Annotated in this window: 13 protein-coding genes; 2 read left to right on the top strand and 11 right to left on the bottom strand. The window is 63.3% G+C overall.

All coding sequences use genetic code 11. The features are described 5' to 3' along the window. Window positions 1–20: 20 nt before the first annotated feature. From AC1M7R_RS12310 to AC1M7R_RS12300, 3 genes are read right to left on the bottom strand one after another with little or no spacing between them, the layout of a single operon-like run. A complete protein-coding gene (locus AC1M7R_RS12310) occupies window positions 21–2,117 on the bottom strand; it encodes a site-2 protease family protein (RefSeq protein ID WP_072397633.1) in 2,097 nt (698 codons plus the stop codon). A gap of 1 nt (window position 2,118) precedes the next feature. Then, on the bottom strand, window positions 2,119–3,438 hold the full coding sequence (locus AC1M7R_RS12305) for an efflux RND transporter periplasmic adaptor subunit (RefSeq protein WP_072431787.1): 1,320 nt from the start codon (window positions 3,436–3,438) through the stop codon (window positions 2,119–2,121). Next, entirely contained in the window at window positions 3,435–4,214 is a 780-nt protein-coding gene (locus AC1M7R_RS12300; protein WP_072397629.1) for an efflux RND transporter periplasmic adaptor subunit, read from the bottom strand. Before AC1M7R_RS12300 ends, AC1M7R_RS12305 begins: the two co-directional genes overlap by 4 nt. Before the next feature lie 474 nt (window positions 4,215–4,688). Between AC1M7R_RS12300 and AC1M7R_RS12295 the strand changes: the two genes are divergently transcribed. Continuing rightward, window positions 4,689–5,378, top strand: a complete 690-nt coding sequence (locus tag AC1M7R_RS12295; protein ID WP_072397627.1) for an NYN domain-containing protein — start codon at window positions 4,689–4,691, stop codon at window positions 5,376–5,378. On the opposite strand, the gene AC1M7R_RS12290 is transcribed toward AC1M7R_RS12295, so the two are convergent. The 4 genes from AC1M7R_RS12290 to AC1M7R_RS12275 form a co-directional block, all read right to left on the bottom strand. Then, complete coding sequence (locus AC1M7R_RS12290; RefSeq protein WP_490610433.1) at window positions 5,359–6,834, bottom strand: efflux transporter outer membrane subunit; 1,476 nt, start codon at window positions 6,832–6,834, stop codon at window positions 5,359–5,361. The two genes, AC1M7R_RS12295 and AC1M7R_RS12290, sit on opposite strands and share 20 nt — an antisense overlap. Beyond that, window positions 6,831–7,892 (bottom strand): HlyD family secretion protein, encoded by a 1,062-nt coding sequence (locus AC1M7R_RS12285; RefSeq protein WP_490610432.1) that lies wholly within the window; start codon window positions 7,890–7,892, stop codon window positions 6,831–6,833. Before AC1M7R_RS12285 ends, AC1M7R_RS12290 begins: the two co-directional genes overlap by 4 nt. 12 nt (window positions 7,893–7,904) lie before the next feature. Continuing rightward, a complete protein-coding gene (locus tag AC1M7R_RS12280; protein ID WP_072431789.1) occupies window positions 7,905–9,428 on the bottom strand; it encodes an MFS transporter in 1,524 nt (507 codons plus the stop codon). A gap of 181 nt (window positions 9,429–9,609) precedes the next feature. After that, window positions 9,610–10,530, bottom strand: a complete 921-nt coding sequence (locus AC1M7R_RS12275; protein WP_072397619.1) for a LysR family transcriptional regulator — start codon at window positions 10,528–10,530, stop codon at window positions 9,610–9,612. 434 nt (window positions 10,531–10,964) lie between these two features. Between AC1M7R_RS12275 and AC1M7R_RS12270 the strand changes: the two genes are divergently transcribed. Continuing rightward, window positions 10,965–11,333 carry a DUF6124 family protein gene (locus tag AC1M7R_RS12270; protein WP_490610431.1) on the top strand — a complete coding sequence of 123 codons (369 nt, stop codon included), beginning with the start codon at window positions 10,965–10,967 and terminating at the stop codon, window positions 11,331–11,333. A 126-nt stretch (window positions 11,334–11,459) separates the two neighbouring features. Here AC1M7R_RS12270 and AC1M7R_RS12265 read toward each other — a convergent pair whose 3' ends face one another. Genes AC1M7R_RS12265 through AC1M7R_RS12250 form a run of 4 tightly spaced genes read right to left on the bottom strand, consistent with a single transcriptional unit; the run spans window position 11,460 to window position 15,177 of the window. Continuing rightward, window positions 11,460–12,326, bottom strand: coding sequence for an ABC transporter permease (locus AC1M7R_RS12265; RefSeq protein ID WP_072431790.1), 867 nt, complete (start codon window positions 12,324–12,326; stop codon window positions 11,460–11,462). A 10-nt stretch (window positions 12,327–12,336) separates the two neighbouring features. Continuing rightward, entirely contained in the window at window positions 12,337–13,197 is an 861-nt protein-coding gene (locus tag AC1M7R_RS12260) for an ABC transporter ATP-binding protein (RefSeq protein WP_072397614.1), read from the bottom strand. Between the two features lie 5 nt (window positions 13,198–13,202). Further along, window positions 13,203–14,228, bottom strand: coding sequence for an ABC transporter substrate-binding protein (locus AC1M7R_RS12255; RefSeq protein WP_072397611.1), 1,026 nt, complete (start codon window positions 14,226–14,228; stop codon window positions 13,203–13,205). Between the two features lie 37 nt (window positions 14,229–14,265). Continuing rightward, window positions 14,266–15,177, bottom strand: a complete 912-nt coding sequence (locus AC1M7R_RS12250; protein ID WP_072397609.1) for a TauD/TfdA dioxygenase family protein — start codon at window positions 15,175–15,177, stop codon at window positions 14,266–14,268. Window positions 15,178–15,418 lie beyond the last annotated feature (241 nt).

Here is a 15,418-nt window from a genome sequence, read left to right as displayed (position 1 = left end):
CAAGACTTTTCGCACAGCTCCTAGAATCCACTTTCCCTGACCCCCAGCGCCGCCAACCGACGCCAGGCCGCACCCAGCACCGACTCGCCTTGCCCCTGCAACACCGCCACTCCGCGCAGGGGTTGTACCGGTGCGCTCGTATCCTCGATGGCACTCATGCGTACGCCGTATTGCGCCTGCACCGGCTCGGCCCGCTGTTGCGAGTCCCGCCGCACAGCGATCGGTCCGTGATGGTCGGACGTCAAAGCCTGTTGTTCGACCCAGGCCGCACCGTTGGTGTCGATTTCATCCAGGCGCACGGCAATCGACCCATGCATTGGATCGTCGGCGATGAACCGCCCCGTGGCGCCACTCTCGACCCGCCAGAGCTCGGCTTCGGTCAGGTATCCGCGCAATCGAGAATCGGTCTGCACCACTCGCGCCAGCGCCTGGGTGGGCGCCAGCCAGCGGCCCACCGTCAATTGCGGCAGTAGATCGCGGACCTGGCCGGCATGGGGCGCCCGCAACGACAGGCGCTCACGCTGAGCGACCAGGCCCCGGTATTCGGCCACCGCCTCGGCCAGTTGCTGCTCGACGATGCCGGCATCGGCGGCGGTTTCGCTGCGTCCGGCCTGGCGGCGCATCTGCAGCTGCTGGATTTCGATTTCCCGACGCACGATGGTCAGGCGCGAGGCCATGTCGGGCGACTCCAGCTCAATCAGGACATCGCCTTGGGCAACCGTCTGGCCATCGCGCACATTCACTTGCCTGACCCGCGCCGCAACCGGGGCATGCAACGCACTGGTGCGACCGGCCTCCAGCATGGCCGGCACTTCCACGGCGCTGCGCCATGGCAACAACAGCAGCAGGACCACCCCCGCCAACACCAGGCCGGTCAGCAGCACCCGTGGACCATGGGCCTGTTCGCGACGGCTCCACCATTGTCGCCATTCATTCACGATGGGCATAAAAATGAACCACACCAATTCCACCATCATCAGGAAAATGCCCAGCACCTTGAAGAACAGGTGATAGACCGCCAGGGCGATACCCAGGAACAACGCCGCCCGCCACAACCAGGCGCCGTACCCCCACACCAGCAAGCGACGACGCATCTTCGGCGACCAGGGTTCCGGCGCCGACGCTCCGTAACCGAACAAGGCTTCGCGCAGACGCCAGCGGCACAGGGCGAACGCACGGCCCTGGAGGTTATCCACAGCCCAGAAATCACTGAGCAGGAAATAACCGTCGAAACGCATGAACGGGTTCAGGTTGATGAGAAGCGTGGTGATCCAGGTGGCACTGGCCAGCATGAACGCCGCCGTACGCGCCGGCCCGTCGGGCAACAGCGACCAGGCCAGCAATGCGATGCACGCCAGTAACAACTCCGCCAGGACCCCGCCGGCACCGATCAGCAAGCGGGCCCGGCGGTCATTGATCCGCCAGGCATCGCTGACGTCGGTATAGAACATCGGCAGCAGCACCATGAATGCCACGCCCATGCTTTGCACGCGACACCCGGCTCGCTTGGCCATGAAGGCATGGCCGAACTCATGGCACAGCTTGGCGAACAACAACGCTACGCCGAATGCCAGCGCACCACCGAGGCTGAACAGATGCGGGAAGGTCGCCACGAACCGCTGCCAGTCCCGCGAGACCAGGAAAATGCCCAGCCCCAGGGTCAGGGGCAGGCCATAACGCAGCAAGCCAGGACCGAATCGCGCGAGCCACGGCCAGGCCCGATTGAGAAAGGCATCCGGGCGCCACAGTGGGATGCGGAAAAACAGGTACTGATGCAGCAGGATCTGCCAGAGGCTCTGGCGCTGGGCGACCTGCTTGAACAGGTAGCTGTCGCGCTGTTGCGGATCCATCGCACTGATCAGGTCGTGCCCGCGCAGAAAACCCAGCAGTTGCTCCAGCGACTCCTGGGTAAGCGGCAGGCCCGGCTCCCGATTCGCCGCGTGCAGCACCTGCTCCGGATCGCCCAGGGACCAATGCCGCAGCATGCGCATCGCTGCCGCGCCGAGCTTGAAATAACGACCGCGCACCGGATCGGCCAATGTCCATTGAGGGGACCCGTCCGGGTCCGGAGCCGCCGGGGACAGCTGCAGGTCCGGCCGCAGGCTCGGCAGGCTCATGCTACAGGCCTACGCTCTGGCGCAGGCCGGCCAGGGGCCGCCGCAACAGGTACAGCGCCAGGGGCGCGCGGTCACCGAAGATCTTCGCCGTGCCCCGCAGGCCGATACGCGGCGCCGTCGCATCGAAACGCGCATCCAGGCGATACGCCAGTTGCCCGGCGGCGGTGGGTTGCGCTTCGTACGCCGAGCGTTCCAGCCAGGCCAGGTGCCGCTGCAACGGATCGCTGTCGAGAAACAGCGCCACCTGCGCACCGGGGGTCAATTCAATCGCATCGCCCACCGCCAGTTCGATACGCAACTCGGCCTGGTTCGGGTCGGCAATCTCCATCAACCGCTCACCGGTCTGCACGGGCTTGCCAAGCCAGCGCTCGGCATCGGGAAAGACCGCAATGCCGTCACGTCCGGCACGCACTTCGCTGCGCTTGAGCAACTCGACCGCATAGTTGCGCTCGGCGCGTTTCTGTTCGACGCGGGCGGCCAGCAGATCGATCTTGGAGCTCGATTCGGCATCGGCGAATGAGCGTTGGGAATTGGCCTTGAGCTCTGCCTCGGCCACGCCCAGGGCACGCTCGGCCACATCGGCCTGGGCCTTGAGGCTGGTGCTTTCAAAGCGCAGCAGCAACTCGCCGTTCTTGACGGTCTGGTTGGGCTTGACCAGGAACTCGGCGATCACGCCATCCAGCGGCGCCGCCACCACCTGTCCACCCAGAGGCACCACCTCGGCCGGCGCCAATACCGACTGGCGCACCGGAATCAGCAACCCCAGCAACAGCACCGCCGCCAATGCGACCTGGCGCTTGCGCGTCCAACGCAGGCGCCAGGGTTTGCGCGGTTGCAACGCGAGCCAGGCATGGCTGTAGGTATCGCCCAGCTGGGACAGCAGTACCTGTTCGGGGGGAGTCCATGGCAGGTCACGGGCCAGCCACAATCCGCCGAAGACCTGGCCCTGATGATCGATCAATGGCAACCAGAACACCTGTCCGGCCGACAGGCTTGCCCAGTCCGACCGGACGGCTTCGCTCACCCCATCGGCGGCGATCACCCGGGACTGGTCCAGCAGGCCCTGCTTGAACAGCTGCGCCACCGCCTGCTCGACAAACGCCACGAACGGCGCGTTGGGCTCCACGGCGCTGACACCCGTCACCGCCTGCACCTTGCCCGCGATCAATAGCGCGGCATGACGAAACCCGAACAGCGCCTGGCCATCGTTGACCAGGCTGTAGCTCAATTGCGCCGCAGTACGCGCGGCTCGCGTCTGGCGCTCCAGGTCGAGAAAGCGGGCGAACACCTGCTCGGCGCTGCCCATCATCGGCGCGTTCACTTGAGCTCCGCGAAACGCGCCGTGCCGCTCATGCCGGACAACAGCCCGCTGGCATCGGGCAGGCTGGCCACCAGCAGCAAGGTCTGGCTGCCCTCGTCGATGCGCGCCCCCAGGCGCTTGACCGTCGCTTGCAGCGGCTGGCCGGTTTCATCGGGAACGAAGGTGAACGACTGGCCAGGCTTGAGCCTGCCCATCCAGCGCGACGGAATCAGCAGATGGATTTCCAGGGTGCGGTTGTCGACCACATCCAGCAACGGCGCACCGGCCGCCACGCTTTCGTAACGCTGCACCTTGCGCGACACCACCTGGCCATCGAACGGCGCGATCACGCTGCAGCGCTTGACCTGGACCTGATACACCTGGGACTGCGCCTGAGCCTCGCTGACCCGGGCTTCAGCCCGCGACACTTCGAAACGCCCCACCGATTTCAGCGCCGCCAGTTGCCGGTTATGCGCCAGTTCCTCACTGGCTCCCCGGCTCGCCGCCTGGGCCGCATTGAGCTGGGCCTGATAGGCCGAACAATCGAAACGCGCCAGGGTATCGCCCTTCTTGAACGACTCACCCTCACTGAACGGCAGTTCGACAATACGCCCGGCCAGTTCGCTGGCCAGTACCGCCTGGTCCCGCGCCCGAAGCACCCCCCGCGCCTCGCTGCCACCCGGTGCACTGGCGGTGACGTTGTTCTCCAGCAGCGGATCGTCCGCTGCAGGCGTCTGCGCCTGGACGCCACACGCTACGAAGGCCAATCCCATTACCCAACTACCCAAACGCAACATAACCGCTACTCCCTGACGGATGGGCGGAGTCTACGACAGCAGTGGGAAGCGTCAAGGGAATCGCGGCAGGAGGTTTGAAATCTCTCGTATCAAAAAGGCCAGAGCACCGCAGCAAAGCTACGGGGGTGTTGCTGACAGCGATGGGGGGTTGTTCCTACAAAAAAACGAGAGTGTCCTCTCACACAGCACGGGTACGGACGATGGATTTTTTTGCAGCAACAAATCGTCCTGCAAGAAAACTCCGTCTAGCAACAGCTATTCACAGATTCCGCCAAGAAGCATTTGACCTGAAGATATAAATCCTCTTGAAACTGGCTCGCCGGTGAACAGGGAGACTCCCGCCTATGGTTGACGTCATAGCGCGCTCGACTTAGGATCGTCTCACTCAACCCCGTACGCAGAGATTAGATTCTCTGGCCGTTGGGGTGAAAAAACCGGCCTAGGCCGGTTTTTTCGTTTGTGGGGAATCGAATTGTGCGCACTGCATTTTTTGTTGATGGCTACAACCTGTTCTATGGATTGCTCGCAGACACGCCTTATAAATGGCTGAACCTTCGAAGCCTGTTAACGCATATCACCCATATCGAGAACCCTCACAGCGCTGTTGCTTCGGTCGACTATTTCACCTCGTCGGTCAAGCCCCTGTTGGCTACTCGCGGTCGCCTTTCAAAGGAGGCGCAAGATACGTATATCCGCGCCCTGAAGACGACTGATATCCGCGTCCATTACGGCCACCATCAACTTGAACCCGCCAAAGCCCCTCGTTTCATCGACAGGAAAACGAGAGCCTCGCGTGAGGACAAGGTCGACATATGGAAACTGGAAGAGAAAGAAACAGACGTCCATATAGCCGTCAGCATGTACCGAACCGTAGCCAGGCAAACGGCGTCGCTCGAACATGGATACGTGGAGCAACTGGTGCTGGTCTCCAGCGACACTGATATGACGCCTGCGTTGAAAGCCATTCGAGAAGACTTCCCTGAGATAACCGTCGGCGTGATCCTTCCTCACCGGGCTGAATTGAATCGTCCATCACCAGGCTCCCTGAAACAATACGCCCACTGGATGCGCCGGGTCGTCACCTGCGACGAGCTCCAATCCCATCAATTTCCCAATCGGGTTCCCACCCATAAGGCCCCCGCCGTCAAGCCGGATTATTGGTAGCGACACTCGCCGCCGGATACACCGGTTCCCAACCACCGCCCAGCGCCTTGTACAACCCCACCATGGCCAGGGAAACGCCAGTTGAGCTTTCCACCAGTTGTTCCTGGGTGGCCAGCAACGCGCCTTGCACCGTGAGGACGGTGACAAAGTCCACCACGCCTTCCACGTATTGTTGTTGTGCGGTACGCAGGGCGATCCGGTTCTGGCGCACGGCTTCGGCCAGGCTGTCGCGGCGCAGTTGACTGGCGTTGTAGGCGCTCAGTTGATCGTCGATTTCATGCCAGGCCTTGAGCACGGTCTGCTGATAGGCGATCGCCGCTTCCTGTTGCTGGGCCTCACGCAGTTCAAGCATGCCCCGCAGGCGACCACCATCGAACAGCGGCAGGCTGAACTGCGGGCCGATGCCGAATGCTCGCGAACCCCACGAGCCGAAATCGCCGAGTTGCAAAGCCTGGGAGCCCACGTTGCCCGATAAGGTAATACGCGGATAGAAGTCGCCCTTGGCCACGCCGATGCTGGCCGTGGCCGCGTGCAGCCGGGCTTCGGCCTGGCGGATGTCCGGGCGACGCTCGGCGAGTTGGGACGGCAGGCCAATGGCGACCTGCCGAGGCGCCTGGGGCATGGGGGCGTCGGCTGACAGTTCGGCCTGCAATGCCTGCGGTGGCTGCCCCAGCAACAGGCTCAACGCATTGACCAGCTGTGACTGACGCTGCTGCAGGGCAGGCAAGCGCGCCTCGATGGTCGCGACCTGGGCCGCCGCTTCAGCCACATCCAGGTCCGTGGCAACGCCATCGGCCAGGCGCAGCTGCGTAAGTTCCAGGCTGTGGCGCGCCACCCCGAGGTTCTGCTCGGTGACGGCACGGGTGCTTTGCACGCCGCGCAACTGCAGATAGTCCTGGGCGGTCTCGGCGAGCACCGCCAGCAAGACTGCGCGACGGTCATTCTCCACAACTTCCAGGTTCGCCTGCGCCGCTTCGGCTTCACGGCGCACCCGGCCCCACAGGTCCAGCTCCCATGACGCGGAAAACCCTGCTTCCCACAAGTTATACGCCGAATCACCGTCATTGCCCGAGGGGTCATTCAGCCCCTGCCCGCTGTTGCGCTTGCGGCCATAACCTGCGGTGGCGGCACTGTTCGGGTATTGCGCCGAGGTGATCACCTGACGGGCGGCGCGGCTCTGTTGCAAGCGACTGCCAGCCAGCTTGAGATCGAGGTTTTCGGCCACGGCGCGACGGGTCAGCGCGGACAGGGTCGGGTCGTTGAAGACCTCCCACCAGCGTTCGTTCATCTGCGCGGGCACCGCCTGGCTGGCGGCCGCGTTGACGGGTTTCGACCATTGGGCCATTTGCAGCGCCTCGGGGCGCTGGAAATCCGGACCGACGCTGCAGGCAGACAGCGCAGCCGCCAGCACGACCAGCATGCACCGATGACGCGGCGTGGGGGTGCTCGCCTTCATCGCTGCGTCACCTCACGCCCTTCGTTCGTCGTACTGGCCGTATCGATATTCGCCTCGACCGACATCCCCACCCGCAACCGCTCGGCCAAGGGCTGGCCCGGGTCCAGGACAATCTTCACGGGTATGCGCTGCACGACCTTGGTGAAATTACCGGTGGCATTGTCCGGCTTGACCGAAGCGAAGGTCACACCGGTCGCCGGGGCGATGCTCTGCACGCGTCCCTGCAGCGTTTCACCGCCGAAGCTGTCGACCCGCACGTCCACACGCTGGCCCGGCCGGACATTGGCGAGTTGGGTTTCCTGGAAATTGCCCACCACATAGGCCTGGGCCAGCGGCACCACCGCCAGCAGCTTGCTGCCTGGGGTCACATACGCACCGACCCGAACCGCCCGCTCACCCACCATGCCATCCTGGGGCGCGACGATGCGGGTATAGGACAGCTCGAAACTGGCGATTTCCAGGGCAGCCAGCGCCCGCTTCAACCCACCTTCGGCGGCGTCACGCCGGGCGGTGAGAACTTCCACCTGCTTACGCTCGGCCGCCAGCACCGCCGTGGCATTGGCCAGCCGAGCCGTGGCCTGGTCGATCCGGGTCTGGGCCTGCTGGGCGTTCTGCACAGTACCGGCACCCACGCCCGCCAGATGCTGGTAACGGTTGCGTTCATGCTCGGCAAAGGCCATTTGCGCCTTGGCAGCGACCACCGAGGCCTGGGCCTGGGCGATCACCGAGGCCTGGCGCTCCAGGGTCGCCCGGGTATTGTCCAACTCGGCGCGGGCAACCTGGGTCTGGGCGTCGGCGGCCTGGGCCGCGGCACGCAGGTCACGGTCGTCGATCAGCGCAAGCAATTGCCCGGCCTTGACCTGCTCGTTGTCTTCCACCAGCACTTGCTTGATGAATCCCGCCACGCGCGGCACCACCAGGGTGTAGTCCGCCGAAACGAACGCGTCGTTGGTGCTCTGCTGCGCGGGCTTGCCAGGCGTCAGCAGGTAGATCAGCGCACCGAGCGCCACAGTCGCCGCAACGGCGAGCGCAACCGGTTTCTTGCCTTGAATTGTCATGAGGTCCTCGGTTCAGCGTGGCGCGCGAGGCGGGTAGATCCGCGTCGGCAGCCAGAAAATAAGCAGGATCAGGACGAGCGCGACGCCCGCCATGCACAGATACAGATCGGAGGAAGTCAGCACCACAGCCTGCTGGTGCAGGCGATGGGCGAGCCCGGCGGAATCGGCGTCCATCAGGGGTGAATTGCCGAGACTGTCCACCAGCATCGTGGAATGGAAATGCAGGCGCGATGTGGTCAGCGCGTCCAGCACGCCGGTGGCGATCACCGCGGCCAGGCCCTTCACCGTATTGAACCAGGCCGAGGCGAACGGCCCCTCCATCGGCGAAATGCTGCCGGTCGACAGCATCAACAACGGCAGCACCGCCATCGGCTGACCGAAAATCTGCAACAGTTGCCAGCCATAGAAATCGTCGCGGATCCAGGCCGAGGTCAACTGCGACCCGCCGATGCAGGACAGCGCCAGCATGCCCAGGCCGATCCCCAACACCCAACGGCAATCGACCCAGCGCACATTGCACAACGCCGCCACCAGCGGCAGCGCCAGCAATTGCGGCAAAGCCATCAGCAGCATGACGGGCGCTGTCTGCGCCGGTCGATAACCCTGGACCTGGGCCAGGTAGCTGGACGGAATGATGATCACCGCCAGCAATACCACCAACACACCGGCCAGCGTCACCAGGGCAAACGTCAGGTTGCGTATGCCCAGCATCTGCAACTTGAAGAACGGCACCGGCTGCGACCATTCGTTGAGCATGAACAGCACCAGCAACCCCAACCCGCCCCCCAGCAAGGTGCAGATCAGGTTCGATTCGAACCAATCGAGCCGGTTGCCTTGCAGCACGCCGATCACCAACATGCAGATCGCCGGAAAACCCAGCAGCAGGCCACGCCAGTTGAACTGCCTGAGGCGCTCCAGGCGCGACGGGTCCTGGGGCAGGCCGTAGGCCACCGCCACCATGGCGACCAGGCAAGGCACGATGATTTGCCAGAACGTCCATTGCCAGCCGAAGTATTCGGTCCACAGGCCGGCCAGGGGCGTGCCCAGTCCGGGACCGAACGTGGCGGTCAGGGCATAGCCGGCCAGGCCATAGAGCTTCACACCGGGCGGCAGGAAACGCAGGGCGACGGTCATCAGCATCGGCGGCAATGCACCGCCCGCCAGGCCCTGCAACGTGCGCAGCACCAACAGGCTTTCATAGTCCGGCGCGAAAGGGCACAGCACGCCCAGGAGAGCGAACAGGCCGATGGCCCACAGGGTGAAGCGGCGTAGTGAAAAAGTCACCGAACACCACGGGGCGAACGCCATGGCCGCCACCGACGTGGCGGCGTAGCACGCCACCAGCCAGGTGCCCTCGTCGTACCCGATGGCCATCGCCCCACGGATATCGGCCAGGGCGACCTTGGTCACCATTTCATTCAGGCCCGAGACCAGCACCGCCAGCAGTACACCCACCAGGCCGATGACGATTCGCGGGCCGAACGCCGACGGCACGGCTGGCGCCGCGGGTATCGCCGTGGTCGTGAGGGATGTCATGAAGCGTGGGCACTCTGGAATGAAATTGCGAAGCAGTTTAAAAAGTGCGATGACTGACAAAAAGTGACTTATCGGAAACTTATAAGTGCACCGGACGCAACCATCAGACGCCTCGCCCCCGAAGGTCCCTTTGCTCAGGACAACACCGCCCAGACCGGCCCGCACGCAGGCCCGTCACGGGCTAGGCAGGCTGCGCCTCCAGCCAGGTTTCCTCGCAACAGGCCTTGAGGGTTTCCCGAAGCCAACGGTGGGCGGGGTCGTTGTCGTAGCGAGGATGCCAGGCCTGGGTGAGCATCAGGGTGGGCAACGGAATCGGCAGGGTAAACGAACGCAGGCGCAGGCCCAGGCGCTTGATGCTCAGCAGGGCTTCCTTGGGCACCGGCAGGATCAGGTCGGAATCGGGCAAGGCGAACATCGCGGCATGGAAACTCGGCGCGATGACCGCCACCCGGCGTTCCAGGCCCAAGGCATTGAGCGCCGTGTCGATAGGCCCCCGGGCGATACCGCGCCGGGACATGCTGATATGGGAAAAGCCGGCGAATCGTTCGGCCGTGATCTCGCCGTCGAGCAGTGGATGATCTTCACGCACCAGGCCGACGAAGTGCGTGGAAAACAGGTTCTGCACTTTCACCTCAGGCATGACTGGCCGGGTGTTGCTGATGTTCAGGTCGATGCGACCTTCGCGCAGGGCTTCGTCGTCGCCATCGCCTTCGGGCACATAGCGCAACTCGCAATGGGGCGCCTGACGCTCGAGGGTATCGAACAGCCTGCCGCCATATACACCGACGAAGAAGTCATTGGCCCGGATGCTGAAGCGCCGCCGCAGGGTGCCCAGGTCCACGGCATCGGCCGAGCGAAACACCAGGGCCGCCTGCTCCACCACGTCGCGCACCTGCTCACGCAACGCCAGCGCCTTGGGCGTGGGCACCAGGCCCCGGCCGGCGCGCACCAGGATCGGGTCGCCGATGGCCTCGCGGATCCGCGTCAGGGTACGGCTCATGGCGGCGGGGCTGAGGTTCATCCGCCGCGCGGCCCCGACCACACTGCCCTCATCGAGCAAGGCATCGAGGGCGACCAACAGGTTCATGTCCGGAAGCTGCATTCTGCGCACTCACATCTGACGGGAGTTGAGCCAGACGCAATGCTAGCAGAACCAGGCTTCGCCGGCTCTTTCGCTGCACCTCGTCACCCAATCGCTCAGGTTCGACGCTGCATGGGCACAACTGGTCCTAGGAGATTTCCCTCAAGTTGTAGCGATATCGGTGAACTTGTCCGGCTTGGAGCCCATCGCTAGTCTGGGTTTGTCACTGAAAAAACGGTGACACGGACGTGCAAGTCCGGGTAAAAGACGTCGCACATCGCTATCAGTCTTGATCAAAGCTTCTTTATGGCGGTTGTGCGTGGGAGATTTTTTCGCAAGGAGAAATCTGCCGGGGTTCCGTCTGCCCGGTCTTGCACACCTACGTACAACTGCCACCTCATTTGCGTGCAAGCGAAAGAGTGTCAGTTCCAACAGCACAGACGGAGCTACACGACATGTTCAAAGTGACACCTAACCCGCCAGAAGATCCTGGCTTCCTCTCCGACAACGCCGCGAAAACCAAAAAACTCGACGAAGCCGCCGAGCGCGCCCTCGACTACTACCTCAATCCCAAAACGGCCGAAGAAGCCGCGGGCAAAACCCAAGCCGCCCACCTTTTCATGGTCGCCCCGCACATCGACACCGAAACCCTGCTGGCCAATGCCTCCGAAGACCTGCTGTCCATCAGCGCCATCGCGGCCAATCTGGCGGATGACGTTGAAGGCAGTCGCCGCAGCGTCGTCCTGGCGATCAGCCGCGTGGCCGAGGGGGTGCATCTGTTGGTGGAGCGGGCGATGGATCGGCTTGAAGCGCAGCCGTCGTGACGTTCCTGCGGTGAATTGAGGGCCGCTATCGCGAGCCCAGGCACGCCAAATACCTGTGGCGAGGCAGTTTGCTCCGCAGGCCAGGGGAGCAAGTTCTCTCGCCACAGGGTTTATCCACCCCACCGATCAACGCTGCATCCCCCAGCGCTTCACCGTCACCCGCTCCAGGCTGTCGAACACCAGGTTCTCCACCAGCAGGCCGATCAGAATCACCACCGCCAACCCGGCAAACACCTTATCGGTGTACAGCTCGTTGCGGTTCTGGAAGATGTACCAACCCAGGCCGCCCTTGCCGCTGGTGGCGCCAAATACCAGTTCGGCGGCGATCAGGGTGCGCCAGGCGAAGGCCCAGCCGATTTTCAGCCCGGCGAGGATCGATGGCAGCGCCGCCGGGATCAGGATGTACAGCACGAAACGCAGGCCCTTGAGCCCGTAGTTGCGCCCGGCCATGCGCAGCGTGTCGGACACGCCGAGAAACCCCGCGTACATGTTCAAGGCCAGGGCCCACAGCACCGAATGCACCAGCACGAAAATCAGGCTGTTCTGCCCCAGGCCGAACCACAGCAAGGCCAATGGCAACAGGGCGATGGCGGGCAGCGGGTTGAACATCGAGGTCAGGGTGCTGAGCAGATCGCGCCCCAGTTGTGTCGACACCGCCAGCGTGGTCAGGCCGAACGCCAGGACGATGCCCAGCAGGTAGCCCTTGATCAGCACTACCAGGGAAAGCCACACCTTGCTCAACAGCTCGCCGCTGAGCAGACCGTCGTACAGCGCGTCGGCGGTTTGCAGGAAGCCTGGCAGCAGCAGGTCGTTGCTCTGATAACGGGCCACACCCTCCCACACCACCGCCAGCAGCAACAGGATCAGGCTTTTACGCAGCCAGCCCTGCTGCCAGAGCCGCTGCCCCAAGGGCAACTCCCGTTCCAGCGGCACGTGGGTCAACGGCTGCAGATCGATTTCGTACTCTTCGCGCGCAGGCGCTGAATGGCTCATGCAAAGCTCCTCAATAGGCGATACGGATGTCGGCGAAATCCAGGTCACGTTCGATCTGTACCGCCGGGCCGTCGTTGAACAACAACCCATGGATACGCCGCGCCGTATGCTGGAGCGCTTCGCCGCCGAGGCTGTGCAAGCCATATTGATGGCTGTGAACCTCCGCCCGCACCCGTCCCGGATGCGGTGACAGCAAGAGGATGCGATTGCCCACCACCAAGGCCTCTTCAATGGAGTGGGTGACGAACAGCAGCGTGAAGCGCACCTCTTCCCAGAGCAGCAGCAGTTCTTCCTGCATCTTGCGGCGGGTCAGGGCATCGAGGGCGGCGAAGGGCTCGTCCATCAACAGGATCTTCGGCTGCATCGCCAGCGCCCGGGCAATGGCAACCCGGGCCTTCATACCGCCGGACAAGGTGTGGGGGTAGGCATCGGCAAACGCTGCCAAACCGACCTTGTCCAGATAATGCAGGGCCCGCTCCTCGGCCTCACGACGCTTCAGGGTGCCTGACGCCAACAGCGCGAACATCACGTTCTGCTTGACGGTTTTCCACGGCGGCAGCTGATCGAACTCCTGGAACACCACGATCCGGTCCGGCCCCGGCGCGCTGACGGTTTGGCCCTGCAAGCGAATCTCGCCTTCGCACGGCGCGATGAAACCGCCAACGGCCTTGAGCAAGGTGGACTTGCCGCAGCCGGACGGCCCGAGCAGGACAAACCGGTCCCCCGGATCGACTTCGAAACTCACTTGATGGGTGGCCCGCACCACGCGCTGCGGGGTGCGATATTCCAGGCTGACGTTGTCCACCGACAACAGTGCCGTGCCAGTGGAAACGGGCGTGCTGGCCGCGTGGCCTTGCAACAACGCGTTCATGGCTATCAGCTCCCCTGCAGCGGCTTGGCGTCCTGGAAGAAGTAGTCTTCCCACGACGCGGGCTTGTTCTTGATCGCACCGACACGGAACAGGAATTCGGCCAGCGGATAAGTATTCTTCGGATTGACGGTGAATTCGATCTGCGGGTTGTCGATGATCTTCAGCAAGGCCGCCCGGTCGATCTTGGCCTTGGTCACCCTCAGGTACGTATCCGCCGCCGCGCCCTTGTCCTTCTGGGCAAACTCCGCCGCCTCGGTCAGCGCCTGGACGAATGCCCGGTAGGTTTTCGGATTTTCATCACGGAATTTTTCGGTGGCGAACAGCACCGTGGGCGAATTCGGCCCAAGTACGTCATAGGAATTGAGCACCACATGGACGCCAGGGTTTTGCAGGGCCTGGTCCTGGAACGGCGGGTTGGAAAAATGCCCGGTCAACTCCGTGCCGCCGGCAATCAGCGCCGCCGTTGCGTCCGGGTGCGGCACCGCCAGGGTGTATTTGTCGAGGCGGTTGAATTCCTTGTCGCCCCATTGCTTCGCGGCGGCGTACTGCAGGATCCGCGACTGCACCGACACCCCCACCGCAGGGACCGCGATGCGGTCTTGCTCGGTGAAGTCGGCGATGGTCTTGACCTTGGGATTGTTGCTCAACAGGTAATAGGGAAAGTTGCCCAGGGAAGCCACGGCCTTGACGTTCTGCTTGCCACGGGTGCGGTCCCAGATGGTCAGCAGAGGCCCGACGCCGGCTCCGGCAATGTCGATGGAACCCGACAACAACGCGTCATTGACTGCCGCGCCGCCGGACAACTGGGTCCAGTCGACCTTGATGTCGATCCCTTGCTGCTTGCCATACTTCTCGATCAGTTGCTGATCGCGAACCACGTTCAGCAGCAAGTAAACGATCCCGAACTGTTCGGCGATCCGAATCTCGCCCTCGGCATGGGCTCGGGCGGGGGAGACCAGGCTGGCGGCCAGCAAACTGAACCCCAGGCCGATGGCTGCGGCCAGCGGTGCGAAAGCGATACGTTTGGACATGATGATTCTCCAGCTTCTTTGCGCCAGGCGCAGCCGATCAGAAAGGGGCGTCGCCCTGGATGGTGGTGCGATACAGCTTGCGGCGCAGATGACTGGGGCAACCGGCGGCCAGGTGGATCAGCGAGCGGTTGTCCCAGAACACCAGGTCGTGGGGCTGCCATTGATGGCGATAGACGTTGTGCGGCAGCACGCTATGGGCATACAGCTCGGCCAGCAGCGCCTTGCTTTCATCCTCCGGCAAACCGACGATGCGGGTGGTGAAGCCTTCGCTGACGAACAGCGCCTTGCGCCCGGTTTCCGGGTGGGTACGGACGATGGGATGCACGACTTCGGCGACCTGGGCCAGTTGCTCCGGTGTCAGCGAGGGTCGCCAGTTGCCTTCGAATCTGGTTTCGCTGTAGCGCGCCGTGTAGGAGTGCGCCGCCGAGCGTCCTTGCACTGCCTTGCGCAACGCCTCGGGCAGGCCTTCCCAGGCCTTGTGCATATCCGCGAACAGTGTGTCGCCGCCTTCGCTTGGCAGCTCCTGGGCGTGCAGCATCGAGCCCAGGCTGGGGAGCGCTTTATAGGAGAGGTCCGAATGCCAGAATTTGCCGGCATCCCCGAGGCCGATGGATTGGCCGTTTTCGATGATGTTGGAAACGATGAGGATTTCCGGATGCCCGGCCAGGAGAAACTGCTTGAGCACATGGATCTGCAGCACGCCAAACCGACGGCTGAAAGCGATGTGTTGTTCGGGGGTGATGTGCTGGTCGCGAAACACCACCACATGATGGTCCAGGTGGGCACGATGGATACGGGCAAAGTCCTGGTCGTTGATCGGCCGGGACAGGTCCAGCCCGATGATTTCGGCGCCGACGGCTTCGATGAATGGACGAATTTCGAAGGTCTGCGGCGCGATGCTCGCGGCGCCTGGTGTAGGGGAATCCGAAGAATAGGAAACGGCTGGCATACATCACTCCCACGCACGGCGCGCTCGAACAGGCGCGCACTCGATCAAAACTCACGGCGTTACCGTGTTGGTTTGTGTCGTGCGGCGCGCCGATTGGTCGGCAGGTACGCAGGTGGATGACTTTAAAGCTATAAGAATTTAAATTTAAATACCGTTAATGAATAACGATATGGCTTAGAGTTTTCACTGCCCTGCCTGTGGCGAGGGGATGAGTTCCTCGCCACACAGATAGCGCCGGCCC

It is taken from the genome of Pseudomonas sp. MS01C9 (genome assembly GCF_058202755.1).
This window is presented reverse-complemented; position numbering and strand designations above follow the sequence as displayed.

What these genes read in the sequence shown, in the direction of transcription:
- AC1M7R_RS12250 (WP_072397609.1), bottom strand. Translation starts at nt 15,177, where the DNA reads ATGCCAGCCGTTTCCTATTCTTCGGATTCCCCTACACCAGGCGCCGCG.
- AC1M7R_RS12285 (WP_490610432.1), bottom strand. Translation starts at nt 7,892, where the DNA reads ATGACAATTCAAGGCAAGAAACCGGTTGCGCTCGCCGTTGCGGCGACT.
- AC1M7R_RS12310 (WP_072397633.1), bottom strand. Translation starts at nt 2,117, where the DNA reads ATGAGCCTGCCGAGCCTGCGGCCGGACCTGCAGCTGTCCCCGGCGGCT.
- AC1M7R_RS12280 (WP_072431789.1), bottom strand. Translation starts at nt 9,428, where the DNA reads ATGACATCCCTCACGACCACGGCGATACCCGCGGCGCCAGCCGTGCCG.
- AC1M7R_RS12260 (WP_072397614.1), bottom strand. Translation starts at nt 13,197, where the DNA reads ATGAACGCGTTGTTGCAAGGCCACGCGGCCAGCACGCCCGTTTCCACT.
- AC1M7R_RS12300 (WP_072397629.1), bottom strand. Translation starts at nt 4,214, where the DNA reads ATGTTGCGTTTGGGTAGTTGGGTAATGGGATTGGCCTTCGTAGCGTGT.
- AC1M7R_RS12270 (WP_490610431.1), top strand. Translation starts at nt 10,965, where the DNA reads ATGTTCAAAGTGACACCTAACCCGCCAGAAGATCCTGGCTTCCTCTCC.
- AC1M7R_RS12265 (WP_072431790.1), bottom strand. Translation starts at nt 12,326, where the DNA reads ATGAGCCATTCAGCGCCTGCGCGCGAAGAGTACGAAATCGATCTGCAG.
- AC1M7R_RS12275 (WP_072397619.1), bottom strand. Translation starts at nt 10,530, where the DNA reads ATGCAGCTTCCGGACATGAACCTGTTGGTCGCCCTCGATGCCTTGCTC.
- AC1M7R_RS12290 (WP_490610433.1), bottom strand. Translation starts at nt 6,834, where the DNA reads ATGAAGGCGAGCACCCCCACGCCGCGTCATCGGTGCATGCTGGTCGTG.
- AC1M7R_RS12255 (WP_072397611.1), bottom strand. Translation starts at nt 14,228, where the DNA reads ATGTCCAAACGTATCGCTTTCGCACCGCTGGCCGCAGCCATCGGCCTG.